This is a genomic window from Thermosporothrix sp. COM3 (assembly GCF_059696735.1).
In genome coordinates this window covers 3484383-3503870 of record NZ_AP019376.1, presented here as the reverse complement: position 1 = coordinate 3503870, position 19488 = coordinate 3484383, and the positions used below count along the sequence as shown (strand labels likewise).

19 protein-coding genes are annotated in these 19488 nt (G+C 55.0%); 9 read left to right on the top strand and 10 right to left on the bottom strand.

Annotation, left to right across the window (positions count from 1 at the left end; all coding sequences use genetic code 11):
- Window positions 1–45: 45 nt before the first annotated feature.
- Both KTH_RS14905 and KTH_RS14900 read left to right on the top strand, forming a co-directional pair.
- Entirely contained in the window at window positions 46–1371 is a 1326-nt protein-coding gene (locus KTH_RS14905; RefSeq protein ID WP_111324799.1) for a TolB-like translocation protein, read from the top strand.
- A gap of 6 nt (window positions 1372–1377) precedes the next feature.
- Window positions 1378–1770 (top strand): hypothetical protein, encoded by a 393-nt coding sequence (locus tag KTH_RS14900; RefSeq protein WP_111324800.1) that lies wholly within the window; start codon window positions 1378–1380, stop codon window positions 1768–1770.
- Window positions 1771–1838: 68 nt separating this feature from the next.
- Here KTH_RS14900 and KTH_RS14895 read toward each other — a convergent pair whose 3' ends face one another.
- A complete protein-coding gene (locus tag KTH_RS14895) occupies window positions 1839–4187 on the bottom strand; it encodes a S9 family peptidase (protein WP_497619697.1) in 2349 nt (782 codons plus the stop codon).
- 211 nt (window positions 4188–4398) lie between these two features.
- Here KTH_RS14895 and KTH_RS14890 point away from each other — a divergent pair, with 211 nt between their 5' ends.
- Window positions 4399–5124: a CBS domain-containing protein gene (locus tag KTH_RS14890; RefSeq protein ID WP_111324802.1), complete on the top strand. Its 726-nt coding sequence runs from the start codon at window positions 4399–4401 to the stop codon at window positions 5122–5124.
- A 90-nt stretch (window positions 5125–5214) separates the two neighbouring features.
- On the opposite strand, the gene KTH_RS14885 is transcribed toward KTH_RS14890, so the two are convergent.
- The 4 genes from KTH_RS14885 to KTH_RS14870 are packed head-to-tail and all read right to left on the bottom strand — an operon-like array spanning window position 5215 to window position 6503.
- Window positions 5215–5403, bottom strand: a complete 189-nt coding sequence (locus tag KTH_RS14885; RefSeq protein ID WP_497619695.1) for a hypothetical protein — start codon at window positions 5401–5403, stop codon at window positions 5215–5217.
- Window positions 5404–5445: 42 nt separating this feature from the next.
- A complete protein-coding gene (locus tag KTH_RS14880) occupies window positions 5446–5850 on the bottom strand; it encodes a hypothetical protein (RefSeq protein WP_497619693.1) in 405 nt (134 codons plus the stop codon).
- Window positions 5811–6089: a hypothetical protein gene (locus KTH_RS14875; RefSeq protein WP_111324805.1), complete on the bottom strand. Its 279-nt coding sequence runs from the start codon at window positions 6087–6089 to the stop codon at window positions 5811–5813. The genes KTH_RS14880 and KTH_RS14875 overlap by 40 nt, the downstream gene beginning before the upstream one ends.
- Before the next feature lie 24 nt (window positions 6090–6113).
- Window positions 6114–6503, bottom strand: a complete 390-nt coding sequence (locus KTH_RS14870) for a hypothetical protein (protein ID WP_497619691.1) — start codon at window positions 6501–6503, stop codon at window positions 6114–6116.
- Window positions 6504–6692: 189 nt separating this feature from the next.
- Between KTH_RS14870 and KTH_RS14865 the strand changes: the two genes are divergently transcribed.
- Both KTH_RS14865 and KTH_RS14860 read left to right on the top strand, forming a co-directional pair.
- Window positions 6693–7946, top strand: coding sequence for a hypothetical protein (locus tag KTH_RS14865; protein ID WP_497619690.1), 1254 nt, complete (start codon window positions 6693–6695; stop codon window positions 7944–7946).
- A gap of 191 nt (window positions 7947–8137) precedes the next feature.
- A complete protein-coding gene (locus tag KTH_RS14860; RefSeq protein WP_497619688.1) occupies window positions 8138–9169 on the top strand; it encodes a hypothetical protein in 1032 nt (343 codons plus the stop codon).
- Window positions 9170–9233: 64 nt separating this feature from the next.
- Here the strand turns inward: KTH_RS14860 and KTH_RS14855 are convergent, their stop codons facing one another.
- On the bottom strand, window positions 9234–9509 hold the full coding sequence (locus KTH_RS14855) for a hypothetical protein (RefSeq protein WP_497619686.1): 276 nt from the start codon (window positions 9507–9509) through the stop codon (window positions 9234–9236).
- Between the two features lie 54 nt (window positions 9510–9563).
- Between KTH_RS14855 and KTH_RS14850 the strand changes: the two genes are divergently transcribed.
- The 3 genes from KTH_RS14850 (at window position 9564) to KTH_RS14840 (ending at window position 12982) form a co-directional block, all read left to right on the top strand.
- Window positions 9564–11549, top strand: a complete 1986-nt coding sequence (locus KTH_RS14850) for a GNAT family N-acetyltransferase (protein ID WP_497619684.1) — start codon at window positions 9564–9566, stop codon at window positions 11547–11549.
- 439 nt (window positions 11550–11988) lie between these two features.
- Complete coding sequence (locus KTH_RS14845) at window positions 11989–12594, top strand: RNA polymerase sigma factor (protein ID WP_497619682.1); 606 nt, start codon at window positions 11989–11991, stop codon at window positions 12592–12594.
- 118 nt (window positions 12595–12712) lie between these two features.
- Window positions 12713–12982 (top strand): hypothetical protein, encoded by a 270-nt coding sequence (locus tag KTH_RS14840; RefSeq protein ID WP_111324813.1) that lies wholly within the window; start codon window positions 12713–12715, stop codon window positions 12980–12982.
- 191 nt (window positions 12983–13173) lie between these two features.
- On the opposite strand, the gene KTH_RS14835 is transcribed toward KTH_RS14840, so the two are convergent.
- The 4 genes from KTH_RS14835 to KTH_RS14820 all read right to left on the bottom strand — a co-directional run bounded on the left by KTH_RS14835 (window position 13174) and on the right by KTH_RS14820 (window position 17495).
- Window positions 13174–13362, bottom strand: a complete 189-nt coding sequence (locus KTH_RS14835) for a hypothetical protein (RefSeq protein ID WP_111324814.1) — start codon at window positions 13360–13362, stop codon at window positions 13174–13176.
- A 24-nt stretch (window positions 13363–13386) separates the two neighbouring features.
- Window positions 13387–13827 (bottom strand): response regulator, encoded by a 441-nt coding sequence (locus tag KTH_RS14830; RefSeq protein ID WP_111324815.1) that lies wholly within the window; start codon window positions 13825–13827, stop codon window positions 13387–13389.
- Between the two features lie 161 nt (window positions 13828–13988).
- Window positions 13989–14735 (bottom strand): response regulator, encoded by a 747-nt coding sequence (locus KTH_RS14825; RefSeq protein WP_111324816.1) that lies wholly within the window; start codon window positions 14733–14735, stop codon window positions 13989–13991.
- A gap of 144 nt (window positions 14736–14879) precedes the next feature.
- Complete coding sequence (locus KTH_RS14820; RefSeq protein WP_497619679.1) at window positions 14880–17495, bottom strand: ATP-binding protein; 2616 nt, start codon at window positions 17493–17495, stop codon at window positions 14880–14882.
- Between the two features lie 312 nt (window positions 17496–17807).
- Here KTH_RS14820 and murD point away from each other — a divergent pair, with 312 nt between their 5' ends.
- Window positions 17808–19184 (top strand): UDP-N-acetylmuramoyl-L-alanine--D-glutamate ligase, encoded by a 1377-nt coding sequence (gene murD, locus KTH_RS14815; RefSeq protein WP_497619677.1) that lies wholly within the window; start codon window positions 17808–17810, stop codon window positions 19182–19184.
- Window positions 19185–19488: the final 304 nt, after the last annotated feature.

Genomic DNA, 19488 nt, shown 5'->3' with positions numbered 1-19488 from the left:
GCAGTGCTGAAGCTGTGTAATAGAGAGTGGAGAGGTGACTTTTCCATGCGTAAGCGCTTGAGAGCGGCGTTATTTCCTGTATTTCTGATGGTGCTGCTGTTTGCCGCCTGTGGTGGACCGCGAGAAGGCACGATCCCGCGTGGCACGCCCGATACGGGAAGCGGAACGCCCGCAATTCAACCAACACCGACCCCGAAGCTGGAACAAGCCCCGGAGAACTCAAAGGGCGACTTCTATGCTTTCGTCCGTCAGAATCAGCTCTGGGCGGCACAGAATGGACAATCGCCAACGCAGGTAACGAGCTTCAACTTCTCGCAGAATACAATGGTCTTCTGGCAGATGCCGCTCTGGTCCGCCGATCATCGCTATCTGGCCTTTGCGTATCATGCGTTGCCCTATGGAATCGGCGGCGGTGGCTGTCCTGGCCCGGACTATGCCGGAAACGGCTCGCTGTATGTGTATGATTTTCAGAAGGGCCAGGCAACGGCGATTCGTCTCCCCAAAATTGAGCGTAATGCTTCTTTAAAGGGTGAGGCGAAGGAGGACTATTGGAATTTTGTCTCCTGGGAAGATGCGTCACACCTGTTGGCGTGGTACAATGGCGTCACGGGAAAGAAGAGCGATGACGCTGGCCTGTACCGTTACGATGTGGAGTCGCAGAAGCTGGAGAAAGTCCTGTCTCAAAGCACGATCGGTGCAACCCCTGTCGCGAACCCGCAGCAAGGCAAGCCAACACTTCTGAACGCGCAATATAGTCAGGGTCAGTTCTACGTACAGGTGGTCGATAAGCCCGGCGCGAATGAGAGCTCTGTGGGCATTTATCGCTACTCATTGAGCAATCCTGAGAAGCACGAACAGGTACTCAATATGGGGCATATTCCCTGGTGCGCGAATCGGATGGTCAGCGCTTTTGTCCATCCGGGGTGGAGCGTTTCGCCCGACGGCAAGCAGCTTGCTGTGCAGGTGTTGAAGGAGGGCAGACCGGGCAAGGAGGCGAGTGAAATACAGATCGTGAATCTGGAGAATGGGGAGAAGCAGGGAGCCTTTGCCGGCGTGCCCGCGACCTTCCTGGCTCGCGATGTTGACTTGAGCTGGTCGCCCGATAACAAGAAACTGGTCGCAACCGCATACATGCAGATGGGGCAGGAGCAGGGCCCGTTCCTGATCTCCCTGGATAATCCCGGCAAGGTGCAGACCATGACTCCGAGCGTAGCCGGTCAGGTCTCCTGGCGGGCTGACAGCGAGGCTTTTGCGATGCAGAGCTTTCAGCAGTTGGGGATGACCACTTTCCCGGATACATACATCTATTATATAGATGCATCAACTGCACGTACATTGGAGAAAAATGCACGTGTTTTTAGCTGGGGTTAATACTGCATGCAGCAAGTTCTCTGGACTATAGGGGCTATTCTTGCCTATATTGTTGGTTTGGTGGTTATCTGGATCATCACGCCGAAAATGCAGCGTTATTCGATAGATGATCCTGCCTTTATGGGATGGGCGGTTCTGGACGTACTGGGCGCGTTTCTGGCATTTGCCTGTATTGTTGTTCTGCTGCTGGTCTTTGACGGGGCGATGGCGGTACGGGTGATAGACTTCTTCTTGATCCTGGGTATCATCGCTGTGGCGGTGCGCATGGCGCTCTCCAGCCTGCGAGCGAAGTATGTCAGTGGAACACATCGTGTCTCGCGGATTGCGGCGGGAATTTATGGCATTTTCCTTGCCGTGATTGGCATTTTCGCGCTGGTGCAGCTTTTCGTCCTCGGTTAAGCCGGGTACGACGACCTGTAAAGCACGGAAAAGCCGGGATAATAATACTTCCCGGCTTTTGTTCTGTCTTAGACGAAGTGCTCGAACCATTCGACGGTGCGGCGCAGCCGATCGAGGCGGAGCTGTGGCGACCCATTGGCAGGCCAATCCATCAGGTGGCCGCCCTCGGGATAGCGCACAAGCTGCACCACGCGTTTGCGCTGGCGGAGCGCCGTAAACAACTGGACCGCTTCGCTGATCGGGCAGCGGAGATCGTTTTCGCCATGCAGCAGGAGCAGCGGCGTCTGGATCTTATGCGCGTGGGTGAGCGGCGAGCGGCTGCGTTGCAGGTCGGGTGTATCCATCACCTGCTGGAACCAGGTCGGCTGATCCGAGAGCAGCCCGGCAGTCATAATGTTGCTGATGCTGTTGCGGCTGACCGCGGCCTTGAAGCGATTGGTCTGCGCGATGGCCCAGTTGGTCATATACCCGCCGTAGCTCATGCCGGTGATGCCCAGGCGGCTGCTGTCAAGCGGCTCGGTGCTCAGCACGTGGTCGAGCCCGGCCATAAGATCCCGGTAGTCATCGCCACCCCAATCGTTCAGGAGTTTGCGGCTGAACTCCTCGCCATAGCCCGAACTGCCACGCGAGTTGGGGGCCAGCACTGCATAGCCACGCCCGGCCAGCACCTGGAACTCGTGCACATAGGCATCTCCCCAGGCCGCGGTAGGACCGCCGTGCGGAGCCAGAAGCAGTGGCGCTCGGGTGCCCGGTCGCAGGGGAGGCAGATAGAGCCAGCCCTCGATCTCCAGCCCGTCGTGTGCCTTCCAGGTGACGCGTTTCGGACGAATAAGCTGGCGGCTTTGCAGGAAGGCGTCATTGACGCGGGTCAATTTGCGCAGATTCTCGCCGTTGCCGTCCGTGCACCAGATATCGCCCGGCGTGAACCAGTCGGCGCGAATGAGAGCGATACGCTGGCCATCCTGGCTGAGCTGTGGCGCGAGATAGCGTCCGTTGCCCTTTGTCAGCCGCTCGATGCTCTGCTTGACGAGATTGATACGGCTGAGATGCACCTGACCCCGCTCCTGAACGGTGACGATAAAGGACTGACTGTCGGGATACCACTGCGGGCGCGTCAGGTAGTCGGTGCGCAGCTCGTCGATGATCCAGACCTGGGTTGTGATGGCTTCGGCGCCGGGGACCGCCGGGCGAGCTGTGCCGCTGCCATCGGCCTCCACAAGCCAGGGGGCGATATTGCTCGCTTCGGTCTGATCCGGGCTGTAGAGGAAGGCGATATACTTTCCGTCGGGTGACCATGCTGGCATAGCGGCAACGCCGTCTTCCGGGGAGAGCCGTCGAAGCTGGCCGGTTTTCAGCGTCAGCACCCAGAGGGCACTACTCGCGCTGATATCGGCATCGGTGCGGCGGTTGGCACAGAAGGCGATCTCGCTGCCATCGGGCGACCAGCTTGCGTCCAGCAGATCGACCGGTTCCGAGGTGATGCGTGTCGGCTCGCCAGCGAGCGGGAGGAGCCAGAGCTGTTGATGGCGACCGTGCAGAAAGCCTGTACCTTCTCGGTAAGCGCCCAGACGGGTAATGATCGTGGGGGCGTAGCCAGGCTGTTCAAGGTTCTGCTCGTCGGCGGGCTTCCAGCCGCTTTGGGCAAGAATCGCCCTGCCGTTGGGGCTCCAACTGAAGTCGCTGACGCCCTGTGGCAGATCGCTGAGTTGTTGGGCCTCACCGCCATACATGGTCAGAACGTAGATCTGTGGCGTGCCGCTGCGATCGCTCAGGAAGGCAAGGCGTCTGCCGTCGGGTGACCAGCGCGGTTGGGTATCGTGGGCGGTACCAGTGGTGAGTTTCCAGGGCTGGTCATTTTTGCTGGCGTTGCTTTTGACCAGCCAGATAGCGCTACGTGTGGTATTGTGGACGGCATCGCTTTCAAGCACGGTAAAGGCGATCTGCGAACCATCCGGCGAAAGCTGTGGATCGCTGACGACGCGCAATTCGGTCAGATCCTCCACGCGCATATAGGGCAGGCGTGGCGCGGTCACCGGGGCCTCACGAGCCGGGGTGACGATGGTGCCCGCTGGCTGTTGTGAGGAAGCTGTGAGCTCGGGAGCCTCGTTCTTCTCCCGGGTGTTTGGTGTCTGCTCGGGAGCCTCGTTTTTCTCTTCGGTATTCGGTGTCTGCTCGTGTTCCTCTGCGACTGGTGTGGGCTCTGCTTCCGCTTCTGATGCTGGTTCTTCTGGTGTGATGGGCGTGGGAGCAAGCTGTTCGTGAAAATCCATCGGGGCGGTCACGTTATCATCGGGTTCCAGTGGCTGCTGACCTGTGTTTTCTGGCTCGGCGCTCTCCGGTTGGTGTTGCTCGGTGTTCTGTTGCTCTGTCTCCGGGATACTGACGCGTGGTTTTGTGGTATCTTCATTAGTAGCCATATGTTCACTCCTCAACGTAATTTTCTTAGTGCTACGCCCATGCGAGATGTGATGCAGGGTCTTGTCTGGAGCTTTGATCACTTGCTCTATCTAGCCTATATATTGTACGAAGTAGTGCGAGCGAAGTTGTGAGCCCGATGCAACCGTATGCTATGATAGATATCGGCCTGCCGCTCGGGGGCTCGTGATATGCTTGCTACGGGAGACTGGAATGATTGTTCGCGATATTATGACCACCAAATTGATTACGATTGCTCCTGACGCCACGTTGGCGCACGCCGTGAATCTTCTGCGGCAGCATGGATTTCACCATCTCCCTGTAGTGCGTTCTATGCATGTTGAGGTGGAGAAGAAGAAGGTGCGCAAGACCGTTCTGGAAGGGATGTTGACGGCGCAGGACATCGATTTACAGGCCGCGCTGGCCCGACAGCGAGATACGAACGCGACGTCACAACGCCCCTGGCTGGAGCGGCGTGTTGTCGAGGTGATGCATCGTGCGCCGCTACGCGTTTCGCCAATGACCAGTGTTCCGGCTGCTGCTCAAATTCTGGTAGAACGGAACCTCAATTATTTACCCGTTGTTGAGTATGAGATCATCCAGAATGAGAATAAGGCGGTGCTGGTTGGGCTGGTAACACGCAGTGATCTGCTGCTGGCACTCTCGCGGGCAATGGGCGCGTTTGAGCCGGGCATGCAGCTTGATATCGTCTTGCCGCTCGGCGATATGGCTCCGCTGGCGCGGGCGCTGTTACTGGCGGCGGAGATGAACATGCAGATTCGCAGCGTGATGGCGGCCCCTTCGATTGGAGGCGTGCCGAATGTTGCGATCATTCGCCTGGGCACCATTAATCCCGCTCCATTTCTGTTGCGTTTGCAGCAAGAGAGGATCCACTATGCCTTTGGCACTCCTGTAGAGGAGGGAGAGCTGCACCCCTGAAAGCGCTCGGGGAGCCCATGAAAAGAGCCCTGGTACACAGCCGGTATCAGGGCTCCAAAAAGGGGTAACAGAGTGACCAGATGATGTCTGTTATCTGAATTCGGGCTTTTCCAGGAATTCGGCTGCTCTATTTCCATTGACGTAGAATGTAATTTTCCGGGTGTAGTATGCCTGCTCTTTCGCGGCGGCAAAGAACACTCTGCGAGCCTGCTCGGCGTCTTTGCCCACGTATAGAACCGTGTTCCCGGCCCTCACTTCATAGGTATCCTTGTTCTGCATCTCGAACTCGCTTTTCCTGACTCTTTCTGCAACACAAACCTTTCAAAAGACCACATGCTTTTCAAGCGCGTAGTGATACGCGGGGGCGAGCCCCTGGTTTTCAAACCATCGCTCCAGTGCCCGATAGGCATCCAGCGCTTTCTTTCTCCGTGTTTGCAGCCATTGTTGCCGCAAAGCGTCCAGTTGCCTGAGCTTGCCTTCAAGATCCTGCTCTGAAAGCGGGGGCCTGAGCGCTATTTCGACCTCATCAAGCTGGTAGTGGGTATGCGCCAGCTCATTAAAGGCGGCCAGAATCATTTCAGCAGCTTCGCGCGGAATGGCCGCCCCCGCCATACACGCGAGATACGAGGGACGCAGCCCCCGCGCCTCACATGCTTCCTGCAACTCCTGATGGTAGATATTGTGTTTTACTCGTAACTCGTAGAGTGTTGTTTTTCGTCCCTGCATGCCACATCTCCCTGATATTCATCTTGAGGCAGACGGAAATACGCCGGTATGATATCAACCTTGAGGCAGATGGACGCAACCAACCTATTTGTTGCCTCAACACCAATATGCTTATCAAGCGCCGCCACCAACGCCTGCAAACGCCCCTGGACGCGGCCTGATTGATGATGGAGATCGCGGAGCGACACGCAGGCGAGATAGATCTGTTCTCGAAGTGCATCCACTTCAGACCTGTGCATAAGAGCCTCCTTGCTTGACTCTGCCTACTCGAGGGCAATCCAAAGGCACCAGCATCGTGCCGTCGTGTCGAGATAGACAGGGACGCCATGTGACTGTAACCATTCCTTGTGTCTGGCTACGCGATCCACTGCTGATTTGTAAAACAGTGGGTTCCATGCCCCGTTATCGACCTCGCGTTGTGCTCGATTCAGCGCCTGTACGTGATAGACAACCTGAGAATATAGAGGACCAGCAGGCTCCTGTTTCACACGTTCAACAAAGCGCCGCACCGCCTCCACATGGTTCACCCCTTTCTCGTCTTTAGGGGGATGTGAGCGTGCATAGCTGAGGAACTGATTCAGGACTTCCATCACAGCTACTATCTCATCTTTGTGGAAGGTGTAATTCAATGTTACTTCACCGACTTCTTTCATAAATCCAACCCCGAAAAAGTGGATGTTGATAGTTTTTATTGTAATTCTGGTAGGGAAAGCTATTCCATTTTTATAAATATCATGCTAATGTATAAGGAGAGCGACAAAGTAATATGCTTTAAGCAGCAGTTTGTCGCGTTTTATGGGAGTCTATTCTACAGAGATGTGTAAGGTATATGGAGGGATGGTATGGAATCAAAGCAAAAATCTCTAAAGTACATTGATTTATTTGTGCTAACCCATAAAGCAAACGTCCTGAGGGATTGGCGGCTCAACAAGCTTAATTGGTATAATACTGGTGAAGTTGTACGCTTGTATAATGAGTTGCTGATATCCTTAGGAGATAAACCTGTGAGTAAACGCTGGTGGGAGCGCATGGAAAGCTCAAATACCGTTCCAGTAGATCAGAAAAGGAGATGGATACTTCATACTATATTAAATATTCCACCTGCTTATCTTGGCTTACAAACTATGGAGATGGAAGATCTTAACAAGCTGTTCCACCCAACTCCATCAAACAAACTTCCTCCGCTGAACCTGAATGCTTATAGAGATCGCTTGATTTCTTTCTGGCAGAACCCCTACGACAGTTTTGATGAGGCGCTCTCAAGGATCTATGTACTGCAAGACTGTATTCTGTATCAAAATAGTAGAGATGAGATAGTGAGATTGCTTTGCGAATATCTTATTGCAGCCGCAAATATGCAGAGAGCGCAGGGCTATCTCTTGTCGGCAGAGAAATACATAAAAAAAGCGATACGTGTTGCTGAAAGGAAGTCATATCAGGCACAGAGAGCGAAAGCGCTGTATATGTATGCATACATCCAGGACGAGAAGTGGAGCTTGAGTATACACCAGGAGCCAAAAGATCTGCAACTTGCAATTGATCTTGCGAGAGAAGCCGTCAATATCGCTGAAAATTATGCCGTACCTCCATTCGTGGAGAGCGCTTCCCGAGACGAGCTAGCAGCTCTGTTAAGTGTGTATCCCCGCTCGCGACAGGATATGGCAGTAGCGAAACAGCAAAACGACATCGCCTTCAGGCTCACTGAGAAATATCAGCAAGAGACAGAGCCTCTCTTTCACAAGATTGATCTCAGTTGGCACATAATCACAAAGGCTGAGATGCATCTTGCCCTGAAAGAACCACAAACAGCCTTAGCAACTTTAGAGAGCTTGCCTTCTCTTCATCCCCGAATGCGTAGAACGTTAACGGCCCGGTCTGAAGAAGCTATTGCAACTATTCAAAGCGGCTATCTGGATGAAGGTTTAAAGATCGCCGAATCGATTTTACCAGAAGCAAAGAAGTCGCCTTTGCATCTCATCCGCATGCATAACCTCTATCAATCTCTGCGTGAAAACGCGAAATATACAAAGGAGCCCTATGTCATCAAGTTCGGGTTTCAGTTATTAAAAACGCAACGGCCTGATCTTTTTCAATAAGCATTTTGTAGATGCTGTAGACAAGTCATGTAGAGAGGCCCGATATATGAAAGAAGAGCCCGTATGGAAAGGACACATCTTGTCCTCTTGATGAGCTTCACGGCCCGATAGAATACTTATAGGCCAGATCAAGCGGTATAAATAGGTAGATAGAAACCCTGCATGTATTGCTGAATGCTTAAAAGGAATGTATGGAACCGAAAAACGAGGTAATACGACAGCGGAGAGAGGCATTACGACATACAGCCTTATTGCCTCAAACATTTGTCATACAGCAGCCATCAGAGGAGCTATTGCACCACTATGCGTCTGCAATCCGAGCATGTGCGATGCTCAGTGAAGATGGCTGGCCCGAAGACATGGTGTTTGCAGCCGAAAAGCTACATGCGTACTTATCAATTCTTCAGTCAATTGTTGACATCTCTCCTCAATTCAGGAAACAAGCTGCAACGCTGATCTCTCAAATTTACCAGCTCCAGCAGCGCCTGTCATACCATCTACAAAGCATCAAGCAAGCACGAGAATACTCGAAAAAAGCTGTCCTCTATGGAAAAGAAGGACAAGACCCTACTACGCTCACAATGGCATTGCGTGAACTGGCGTCGGTCTATGAGTGGCCTCAAGATATTCCTTCTCAGAAGAGGCGCAAACTTGCGCTGCTTACAGCACAAGAAGCGGTATATACTATGTCACAGCCAGGCGTAGTGGTGCCTGCTCTTGTGCGTTCCTGGGCGCTCATCGGTCTGGCAAAGTTCCAGGCGCTCAACGGCCAGAAACAGGAGGTAATACGTTCAGTTCGAGAGGCGCAAGAAGCATTCGCTCAGGCCACTCCTGATGAAGACATGCCTGGTTTTCATCTTGATCATGCGAATCTGGTCAGGCAAGAAGCAATTGCCCGTGCATACACAGGCGCACAGAATGAAGCACTCGCACTTTTCGCACAGCTCATAGATATTGAGAGCGAGCATGCTCCAATGAGAGAGAAAATGTCTCCTCGTACCCATATGGGACTTCTCAGCGAGGCAACCTTCGCATCCCTCAAACTCCCGTCACAGCAAAAGGACAAAGAACTTTCTATTCGGCTCTGGCAAGCTGAACTAGAGATAGCAAAGAAATTGAAAAGCGAAACGTACTTGAATGAAGCATATATTGCATATCGGGTTATGGAAAGCTTATGGCCTGATGATCCGATAATATGTGATCTACGAGATATGCTCGTATAAATGTTTAGGGTGAATCAAGCATATCATAAGGTGAAGTAGTTCATAGGCAGTAGAATAAAAAGGGCTACTTCACCTTATTTTCAGGGAGTGACAGCCTCGTCTGCAAAATAGATCTTTTGAGGAAGGCTGTAAACTCCTGCATTTCGGTCTGACACTTCTGCAATTTGACGCGCTGGATCTCTACAGGGGCGGCCAGATAGAGATCAGCGGCAGCTTGCTCGGTGGCTTTTTGCTTTTGGAGGTCGGTGGCGAACTTGACAGCGAGGACGGTGTACAATAGTGTACAGGCATTGATATCGATGAATGATCCAAAAGGGGTAAAAGCGCTGAGTGATACCAATTTCCCGGGGGATACAGAGCGCTTTTGAATCTCCGTAGGAGGAGGGGGAGCTGCATGCACAATGAAAGGGCCCGCCTGGCCTTTGATCCGGCGGAATTACACTATCAACTCGGGCCACAGCATCCGTTGCAGCCGGTGCGTATTGAGGCCCTGATAGATTTATTGCGGACCAGCGGGTTATGGGATCAGCAAGACCCGGCGACGTTTTTGCCGATCCGGCAGGCCACGGATGCTGAATTGAAGCTGGCTCATACGCGTGATTATATTCAGGCCGTGCAGAAGCTCAGCGAGTCGGACGAGTTTATGATAGAGGGCGAGCTGAAAGAACGGGCCTGGTTACAGATGCGCTATGGCTTTAACAGTGACGATACGCCGCCAGTGCTTGATATGCATGATGTAGCGGCCTGGATCGCGGGTGGCTCTCTGGTCGGACTCAGCGCGATTATGGGATTGCCTGAGGGCGGGACGTTTGCCAGCGAAGAGGAGCGCCCGCTGCGTGTCTTTCATCCATCTGGTGGCCTGCATCATGCCTGGTCTGATCGGGCGTCGGGTTTCTGTATCTATAACGATGTGGGGGTTGCGATTGCCCATGTCTTGCAGGCGACCGAGGCGAAGGTGCTCTACATCGACTTCGATGCCCATCACGGGGACGGTGTTCAGAAGCTCTTCTATGATGACCCGCGCGTCATGACGATCTCGCTTCATGAGACCGGGCGCTATCTGTTCCCGGGAACGGGCGATGTGCTGGAAACCGGGCGGAGTGTCGGGCGTGGCTACGCGGTGAATGTGCCGCTGGAGCCCTTCACCGAGGATGATTCCTATATCGAGGTGATGAATGTTCTGCTGCACCCGCTTGTGACCTCATTCGCGCCTGATGTGATCGTCACGCAACACGGGTGTGATACGCATGCGTGGGACCCATTAACGCACCTCGCGCTGACCATGCGGGGTATCCGTGCGCAGGCAAAGATGGCACGCCAACTGGCCGATACCTATTGTGGAGGGCGCTGGCTGGCTGTCGGTGGTGGTGGGTATGCGCTGTATCGCGTGGTGCCGCGTGCGTGGGCGCTGGTCTGGGCCGAGATGACCGGGCAGCAGGTGCCGGAGCAGCTTCCGTCGGAATGGGTTGAGCGCTGGCGCGAGCGCTGGCAAGAACGGATGAAGCAGGATGTGGAGCTGCTGGAAGTGATGCGCTCGACAAAGGGAACGTCGACCTTCCCGAGCACCTTCCTGGATAAAGAAGAGGATTTCCCGCCGCAGCCGCGCCGCTGGTCGATCAGCAATACAAACCGGCAGACGGCGGCTCTGGTGCGTCACCTGGTGATACCGCCATCGGTGCGTCAGGCCTTTCCCTCAACGCGGCATCGCTCGCCGCTGGCGGGGCTCTTTGACCTGCTGCATCTCAATCGCGATCCGTCGCTGACACCCTCGCGCACCAGAACCATCGAGACAAAGCGTGGCCCGCTGCTCCTGCGTGACTTCAGTCCGGTGTCGCTGGTCAAGCGGCTGCGTCCCGATGATGGGTTGCGAACCTTCGCACGGTTGCCAGAGCGCGAGCATCAACTGCTGCTGGATATCGCGAAGAGTCCCGATTGCGCGCTGACGCTGGCCCACACGCCCTCGGGAGTGATCGTCGGGCAGGTAACGATTGCGCCCGCTGACGAGTGGTGGGAGGGTATCGAGAACCTCTACGAGGTCGCAATAGAGGTCAGCAGCGACTGGCGTGGCCTGGGGATCGCACGTTCTATGCTGCAATTTGCCCTTGAACTGGACGCGCTGGAAGATATGATTCTCTTCGCTATCGGGCTCTCGTGGCACTGGGACACGGAGAACCTGGGCATCTCGGTGTATCGGTATCGAGAGATGATCTCGCGGCTGTTTGGCTCTCAGGGTTTTAAGGAATATCCCACCACCGAGCCGAATGTGAGCATGGAGCCGGCAAACGTATTGCTGGCCCGCATTGGCAAGCGCGTCGACCAGCAGACCGCAAATCAGTTTTTAAGCCGTATGCTCAGTTCGCCAAATCTGGCGCGAATTTAAGCGAGCAGTAGAATGCTGTGGCGGCGCTTCTTAAGAGGCGTCGCCCCTTTTTTGGGTGAGAGGGAGAAACGGTAACACCACAACCGGTTTACCCTCTGGATCGTGTCAAGAGTAACAACAACATAATAACCTCGCGGAGATCCCGGACCTCACAGAAGCCCCCCGCTCAGGAGAGAGCGTCCCCGCAGAAGCACATCAGGCTTAGAGAACGATAAGAATGAGCTTAGAATTAGATTAGAAATCGAATTTTTTTATCTCATTTTAAGCTAAGCCCAACATTATATTAATGTTTTTAGGATCTCCTTAAAATCGTTTATAGCAGAGTTTATTCGAGCAAAAAATACTTGAATTTTCCACTGGAAAAAGCTACGCTATAAGCGACGAAAGAATGAAAGCGAGGTTAAAGCAAATTATGAGGACCCAGACAAAAGCAAAGAGCGTGAAGACACCGACCCCCGAGATTACCGACGGCACGTTAGTCAAGAAAACCATTGCAGGCGATCAGACAGCATTTGAACAATTAGTGCAACGCTATCATCTTCCGCTGTTCAACTTTATATGTCACTGTTTGAATGATTATGATCTGGCTTGCGACGTGTTACAGCAAGTATTTCTCCAGCTCTACCTGTACTTGCCAAAGCTGCGTACGAATGAGCCCCTCAAGGCCTGGTTGTTCCAGGTAGCGCGAAACCGTTGTCTTGACGAGCTGCGCCGTAAGCGTGCTGTACACTTCTCCGAACTGGAAGGCTCCAGCGACGACGATGATCTGTCGCCATTGAACATCATGCCGGACAAGCGACCGCTTCCCGATGAGATGGCAGAGCGCAACGACTTGCAGGCCGCATTGAAAGAGGCGATCGACAACCTGCCACCGAAGTTCCGTTCCGTCGTGCTGTTGCGCTACGCCGGTCAGCTTAGCTTCTCAGAGATCGGGAAAACCTTAAATATGCCTGAAGCGACAGCGAAGACCTATTTTCAGCGCGCGAGACCGCTTCTGAGGGCCGCTCTTGCTACTCAGTGGCAGACGTTGACTGCGGCCAACTAGGGCAAATTTCGGCGGAATTTTGAAAATTGGATAAGAAAGCTTGGAAATCTGAAACTCTCGCCTTGCGTTGTTCGTGAATAAGATAGAACGGTGAAGAACAACGTAAGAGGGAGCACGTATGCAGCAGCCATTCGATGAATTCTATCAACAAAATCTGCCTGAAGATTTCGACGAGAATGATGAAATCGATCGCCTTTTCAGCCAGCTAGGGCGCTTTGAGCCACCGAAGGGCGTTATTCAATCGATTATGGATAAAGTTGCACAGATGCCATTGCCGCAATATCTGCCCGAGAACCAGGATGATGAGGATTTTTTTGACGCACAACAAGAAGCAGAACAGGTTTTTGATGGTTTGATTGCCAGGCATCTGCGGCTATTACCTTCCTGAAAGGCTTCGGCGAAGCGAGAAGGAAAAGAGAGATGCACACAAGAATAGTGGGATCGGCGCTCCCGATGTGAAAGAGGAGCGCCGATTTTTTTGTGTCTTCTGGCTTTTCTCAGAGTGGCAGATGTGAGAGGCGCCGTTATGGCATCGAATCCGACCCCGTTGGGCGCGGTGATCTTCTTTCCCCTCTCCTTTCAGGCGATCTGATCGGTCAGCTTGCCCCGAGCGACCAGCCAGCGAATAAACTCAAGCCGCCGATGCGCGATAGCTGCCTGTTGCCTCTCTTTCTCTTGATGGAGGGCTCGCAGTCTGGAAAGCTGGAGCATCTCTTTCTCGGCGAAGCCTCCACGACGCAGGATTTCATACTCATCTTTTCGATCCATAGAGAAACCTCCTTTGAAGCGTGGCTACTGAGAGGCGACCTTCAACAAATGCTGTACTCGGTGAAGAAAAGCCTGAATGGAGTACGGTTTCGCTAAATGTTCAAGGATGATCGATTCACCGTGGCTACGAAGGTATTTCCGTGTGACTGTGATCGAGCTGGTGGTGAGCAGAACCGGGGTTCCCGAGCGCAAGAAGCGTAACACGTCCCGGCCATGCACTGCGCCAGAGAGTTCAAGATCCAGCACTACGAGATCAGGGACAAAGCGGCGGAGTTGCGCGATGGCATGTTCGCCGCTCTGCACGGCAATCACGGTATAGCCGTGATGTAGCAGGACATCGCTTTCCAGACGGGCTAAAGAGCGATCGTCTTCCACGACGAGGATGCATCGTTGCCCATGTGTGCGGGCTTGCAGGGCATGATTGTCGCGTGTCGGTTGTTGGTTTGCCGCGTGACTCTGCTGCATAGACTCGCTTTCTTGCTACGACGGCGGCGCTGCCGACAGGACAAACTGCGATGGAGCATCTGAACTCCGTATCCCTCACTATCAAGTATACCTGAAACTGAGTGAGAATGGCGTGAAGGTGAAGAGGAACTCTGTGAAAAAAACGTGAAAACGCCCGGGCTTCATTGGGGATCGGGAGGCGGCATATAGTAGCCGACGCCAAGTTCGTTGAGCAGGTAGCGGGGCTGCGAGCGGTCGGGCTCAAGCTTGCGCCGCAGATGCCGAATGAAGGTGCGCAGGTAGGTATTCTCTTTGGTATACTCTGGCCCCCAGACCTGTTGCAGCAGCTCGCGGCGCGGGACCACTTTGCCAGCGTTGCGCGCGAGCACGCAGAGAAGATCGTATTCGATGGGGGTAAGATGGACCTCTTTGCCGCCCGAGTACACCTTGCGGCGGGCGAAATTGATCAGCAGGCCCTGTTCGCCGCCGCTCCGATAGGTGGATTTCAGCCCGTTTTCGCCGGTCAGGCTGATGCGCAGGCGGGCGGTTTCCTCGGAGCGCCGAAGCGCAACGCGGATCCGGGCCATCAGCTCATTGATGCTGAACGGTTTCGTCAGGTAGTCGTCGGCTCCCAGGTCGAGAGCGCGAATCTTGATCTGCTCCGTCTGATGGGCCGAGAGCACGATCACCGGGGCGCTGCTCCATTCACGCAGGCGCCGCAGGAAGGTGAGCCCGTCGAGCGAGGGGAGCGAGAGATCAAGCAGGACAATTTCTGGCTCAAACATGGCGGCGATATCGATTGCCTGGGCTCCATCGCGGGCCGCCTGAAGCTGGAACCCACGCGCTTTGAGCTGTGTCAGCAAGAATGATCGCATCTGAGCGTCATCTTCTATGCAGAGAAGGCGCACTTTTTTTTCCGTTGTTGCCATTGGTTTTACCCTTACGTGCTTGCTATACTTTCTTCTGGCTGCGACGAGCGAGAACCAGAGGGAAGGGAGAAAGCGATTTCTGATGATTTGTGCTTTTTTGCTTTTCTCCACGTATTTGAGTACATCTCTACTATACCATAATTCTCAGTTGTGCTGCCCGTTATACACGGGAAGGGTAAAGGAAAAATGTGCTCCCTGACCGGGACTGCTTTCAACATGCAACCGGCTCTGATGCGCTTCGAGGATTCCCTGACTGATATAGAGTCCCAGGCCGGTTCCCGGGCTCCAGCGATAGCCACCCCGACGCGCTTGCTCGCCTGAATAGAGGGACGTGCTGAAGCGCGAGAACAGCGTTTTCAGTTGCTCGGCGGCAATGCCCGGCCCGTGATCGATGACGTGCAGGGTAACAGCGTGCGGGGTGGTGCTGCCCGGCTCGGTGATCGGCTCGACCTTCAGGTAGACGTTATCCCCTTCGGGGGCATAGCGAAATGCGTTGCTGAGCAGGTTCATCAGCACGCTCATAATCAGCTCGTAGTCGCCCTGCACCGCTGGCAGATGTGGCGGCAGCGAGACCCGCAGGCCGCGCTGTGAGGTGGCAATCAGCGCTTCCAGCCGCTCCTGAAGATCCTCGATCATCTCGGCGAGCAGAATCGGCTCTACATCAAGACGCAGGGCGCCGGCCTCAACGCGCGAGGCGTCAAGGAGCTGGTTGACCATGCGCACCAGGCGCTCAACCTGCTCATCGGCGGTTTGCAGGAAGCGATATTGCTCTTCAAGCGACCATTGGAGATCGCGGGCTAAGAGGGCGGTCAGGTGGGCGCGAATATTGGCAAGCGGCGTCTTGAGCTCATGCGCGATGGTATTAAAGAAATCCTCGCGGGCGCGTTCCAGCGCTTTGGTGCGGCTGATATCGTGCAGGACAACCACGGCATCGGTGATTGCACCATCGCTGTCGAAGAAGGGGGCGGCGTTGACCAGCATGTGCATGGTCCGTCCGTCGGGCGTGTGCATATACAGCTCATCTTCGCAGGCCTCGCCATCGAAGAGGGCACGATACATGGGCCGCTGCTCGAAAGGGACGAACTCGCCTGAGGCGTTGTACATCTGGAGCGAACGAAAGACCTGCTCGACAGAGAGCCCGATCACCTTTTTGCGTGCGCGTGCGGGGTCGGTATGCGGGCCAAGCGGCGTCCCCATTTTGCGGAGGAGCTCGATCCCGCGATTGTTGATCAGGTTAATGGTGTGGTCGGCGGCGCCCACGACAATGACGCCCGAGGGCAGATGGGCTAGCAGGACCTGCATTCTCTCATTGGCAGATTTCAATTCAGAGCGGGCTTTTTTCAGGGCGCGGTTGCGTTGCGCGAGCTCTGCTGTGCGCTGGCGTACCTCTTCCTCGACGCGCTCGCGGGCGGCGGCTTCCTGACTGATATCATGATAGATGGTGATAAAGGCGAAGATGTCGCCCGGCTCATCGCGAATCGGGGTATAGCTGCACCGGAGCGTGTAGTCCTGCCCGGCGGCATTTGTCAGCTTGATCTCGTCACTCTGGTGAGCAAGGGCCCGCTGCTCAAGCTGCGCGATAAAGTCGGGCTGGTCGAGCCCCTCAATGGTAAAGCGGGAGGTGCTGCGCGTCAGTGCCTCGGTGATGGGCAGTCCGATCACGTCATCTGTCCAGCCGAAGAGCTGGCGGGCGGCAGGGTTAGCCTCGGCGATGCGCCAACGCGGATCGTAGATCACGACACCATCGGGGATGGCACTCATGACGTTCTCTTTCTGGTTGGCGCTTCGGCTTGCCATGCGGGCCCAACGCTCGATACTGCGGAAGAGGCGGGCGTTATGGATGGCGAGCCCTGCCTGTTGTGCGAAGCGTTCGAGCAGGCGAACCTCCTCGGCGGGGAAGCCGCGTGTGCGGCGGTGATAGACCTCGATCGAGCCAAGAATAGTATCACCCTGAGAGGGCTCGAAGATCGGCACACAGAGCACCGAGCCGGGCCGTGTTGGCGTGCCGCGATCGTCGATCGGGGGCAGGAGCAGATCAGGCGTCAGGCTGGTGTCGGTAATAATAATGGCGTGGTTGCCCTGGCGCTCGCGGGCGATCAGCTTGCCAAGTAGCGTATGCTCGTGTTCCGTGGGGTGCCACTCGAAGGCCGTTGGATGCAGGCCGCGATGTGCCGCAATATGCATCGAGCGCGCCATCTCATCGCCGTTGGTCTGGTCGCGCAGCAGCACGGCGCAGCGTTTGGAGCCTACCATATCGTGGAGCGCTTGCAGGATGCGAGTGAGCACCTGCGGGAGCGCCGTCGGGCCAGCCAGCACCGAGCTGATATGGTGAATGGCGCTCAGGTGGAGTTGGGAGCGCACGCTGTCGGTGATGTCCTCAACGGTGATGAGGAGCGAGGGCGTTGCCGTTTCATGGTTGGCTGGCAGGAAAGAAGCGGGCACATATTCGATGGAGACGCGCCAGTAGGTCCGTCCCCGGCTCTCAAGGAAGCCTTCGTAGGGGAGACGGTTATACTGGACACGCTGCATGGTCGCGGCAACCTGCTTGAAGAGGGGCAGCGCATGCGGCACGATGTCGGGGGGCAGCACATCGCTGACGTGGGTGCCGGTGATCTCCTGATAGCTCCAGGGCTCGTCAAGCAGGGATTTCAAAGAATGGTTGATGTAACGAATACGCAAGGTTGCGGTATCGAGAAGCGCGATACCGATGGAGGCGTGACCGAGAATATGTTCAAGCTGTAACGCTGATTCTAGTTCCATAAAAACACTATTGCTATAGATCGCTCATGTGCGCTTTCATGGGAAAGATGCAGTATGCTTGCCTGTATGGGTTCTGGAACATCGATACTTCTATTATACTCTTTTTTCATCCCTCTGTCTTCTTTTTCAGGGACGGACATCCAGGGATTTTGTGCCGCTGAGTTGTGGAGCACTGTGCTAGTTTTTTCAGGAACGGCATGATATACTACGCCTACCGAAAAAAGACGCAGAAGAGAGTTCTTGAAATACAGACACACCGCCAGCGCCGGGGGACTCCTTCGGGCAGGCGGCGCGAATTGAGGGTTTGTGACTATGGATCTGCGCGGGAAGCGTGTTCTTGTGATGGGTTTGGGCCTGCAAGGCTCGGGTATGGCGGCGGCGCGATATGCCGCACAGCAGGGCGCCATTGTGCGTGTGACGGACATGAAATCGCCGGACATACTGGCGCCAAGTGTCCGGGCGCTGGCAGGGCTGCCCATCGAGTTTATTCTTGGGCAGCACCGTGAAGAGGATTTTATCTGGGCAGATATCGTGATTCGGAATCCCGGGGTGCCGCGCACGTCGTCGTATCTGTTGCTTGCTCAGGAGCATGGGGCCCGAATCGAGATGGAGATAGCGCTGTTCTTCCTGAACTGTCCGGGAAGAATTATCGGCGTGACGGGTACCCGGGGCAAAACGACGACCTCAACCCTGTTGTATGAGATTCTACGCGAGAGCGGGGCGCGGGTCGTGCTTGGTGGCAACGTGGCCGGCGTGGAGACGCTGTCGCTGTTGCCGGAGATTACAGAAGAGACGCTGGTGGTATTGGAGCTGTCGAGCTGGCAGCTTGAGGGACTGGCTCCGCATACGATCAGCCCGGCAGTCGCGGTGATGACCAATCTCTATCCCGATCATCTCAATACCTATAGCGGGATGGAAGAGTATGCGGAGGCAAAGGCCAATATTTTTCGGTATCAGTCGGAGAAGGGAATAGCCGTTTTTAACTACGAAAACCCCTGGACACGTCGCTTCGGTCTGGAAGCGCCAGGGCAGACCTGGTTTACCAGTGTGGAACTGGGCGGCAGTTTTCCGCGTGAGGCATTGGACGAGCATGGCAAGCCGTCGCGCATTGAGCCTTTCGTGTTCACTGAAAGCCCGCTGGCAGGCAAGCATAACCGCGAGAATGTCATGCTGGCGACGACCACGGCCCGGCTGCTTGGTGTAGATGATGCCACAATTGCCCGGGCGGTACGTGGCTTCCGGGGTGTGGCGCATCGGCTGGCAGAGGTGCGCACGGTGAACGGGGTGCGCTATATCAACGATAGTACCAGCACGACACCGGTAGCCGGCCAGGTGGCGATTGAGGCGTTTCGTGAGCCGCTGGTGCTGGTGGCCGGTGGGAATACCAAGCATCTACCGCTGGATGCGTGGCCGCGTTTGATCGTGGAGCGCTGTCGTGACGTGGTGCTGCTGAGCGGAAATGGTACTGATGAGCTATTGCCAGCAATCGAGGAAGAGGCCAAAAAGCAGCGAAAAGAAAATCCCGTCCGCGGCGTTTTTGGTGATTTTCAGCAGGCAATGGAGACCGCCGTTTCACTGACAAAGCCGGGTGATGTGCTGTTGTTCTCTCCGGGTTTTACCAGTTTCGGCATGTTCCAGAACGAGTTTGAGCGGGGCGATCGCTTTGTAGCATTTGTCGAAAAGCTGTAGCTCTTGCCCTGAAGAAATACTGAAAAGCTGGCCGTCGGCACAATGGTGCTGGCGGCTTTTTTGTGGGCGGAAATGCCGGGTTTTTCGGGCAGAGCGTGTCAACGTGTCTGCTGAAACGGGCAGGGAATCGACTCGGAGCGAAATTCTGCACGATAGAGCCCGTAGTACTGCTTCTCACCGCGTAAAGAGTATAGCTTGAAGCCGTTTATAGGAGAAAGAGCGTAATGGAAAGGGGATAACCCTTTTGGAGTAATGGAAAATGGATCTGTTTTGAGTCGTACGATAGGGCTAAGGGAAGGCGGCC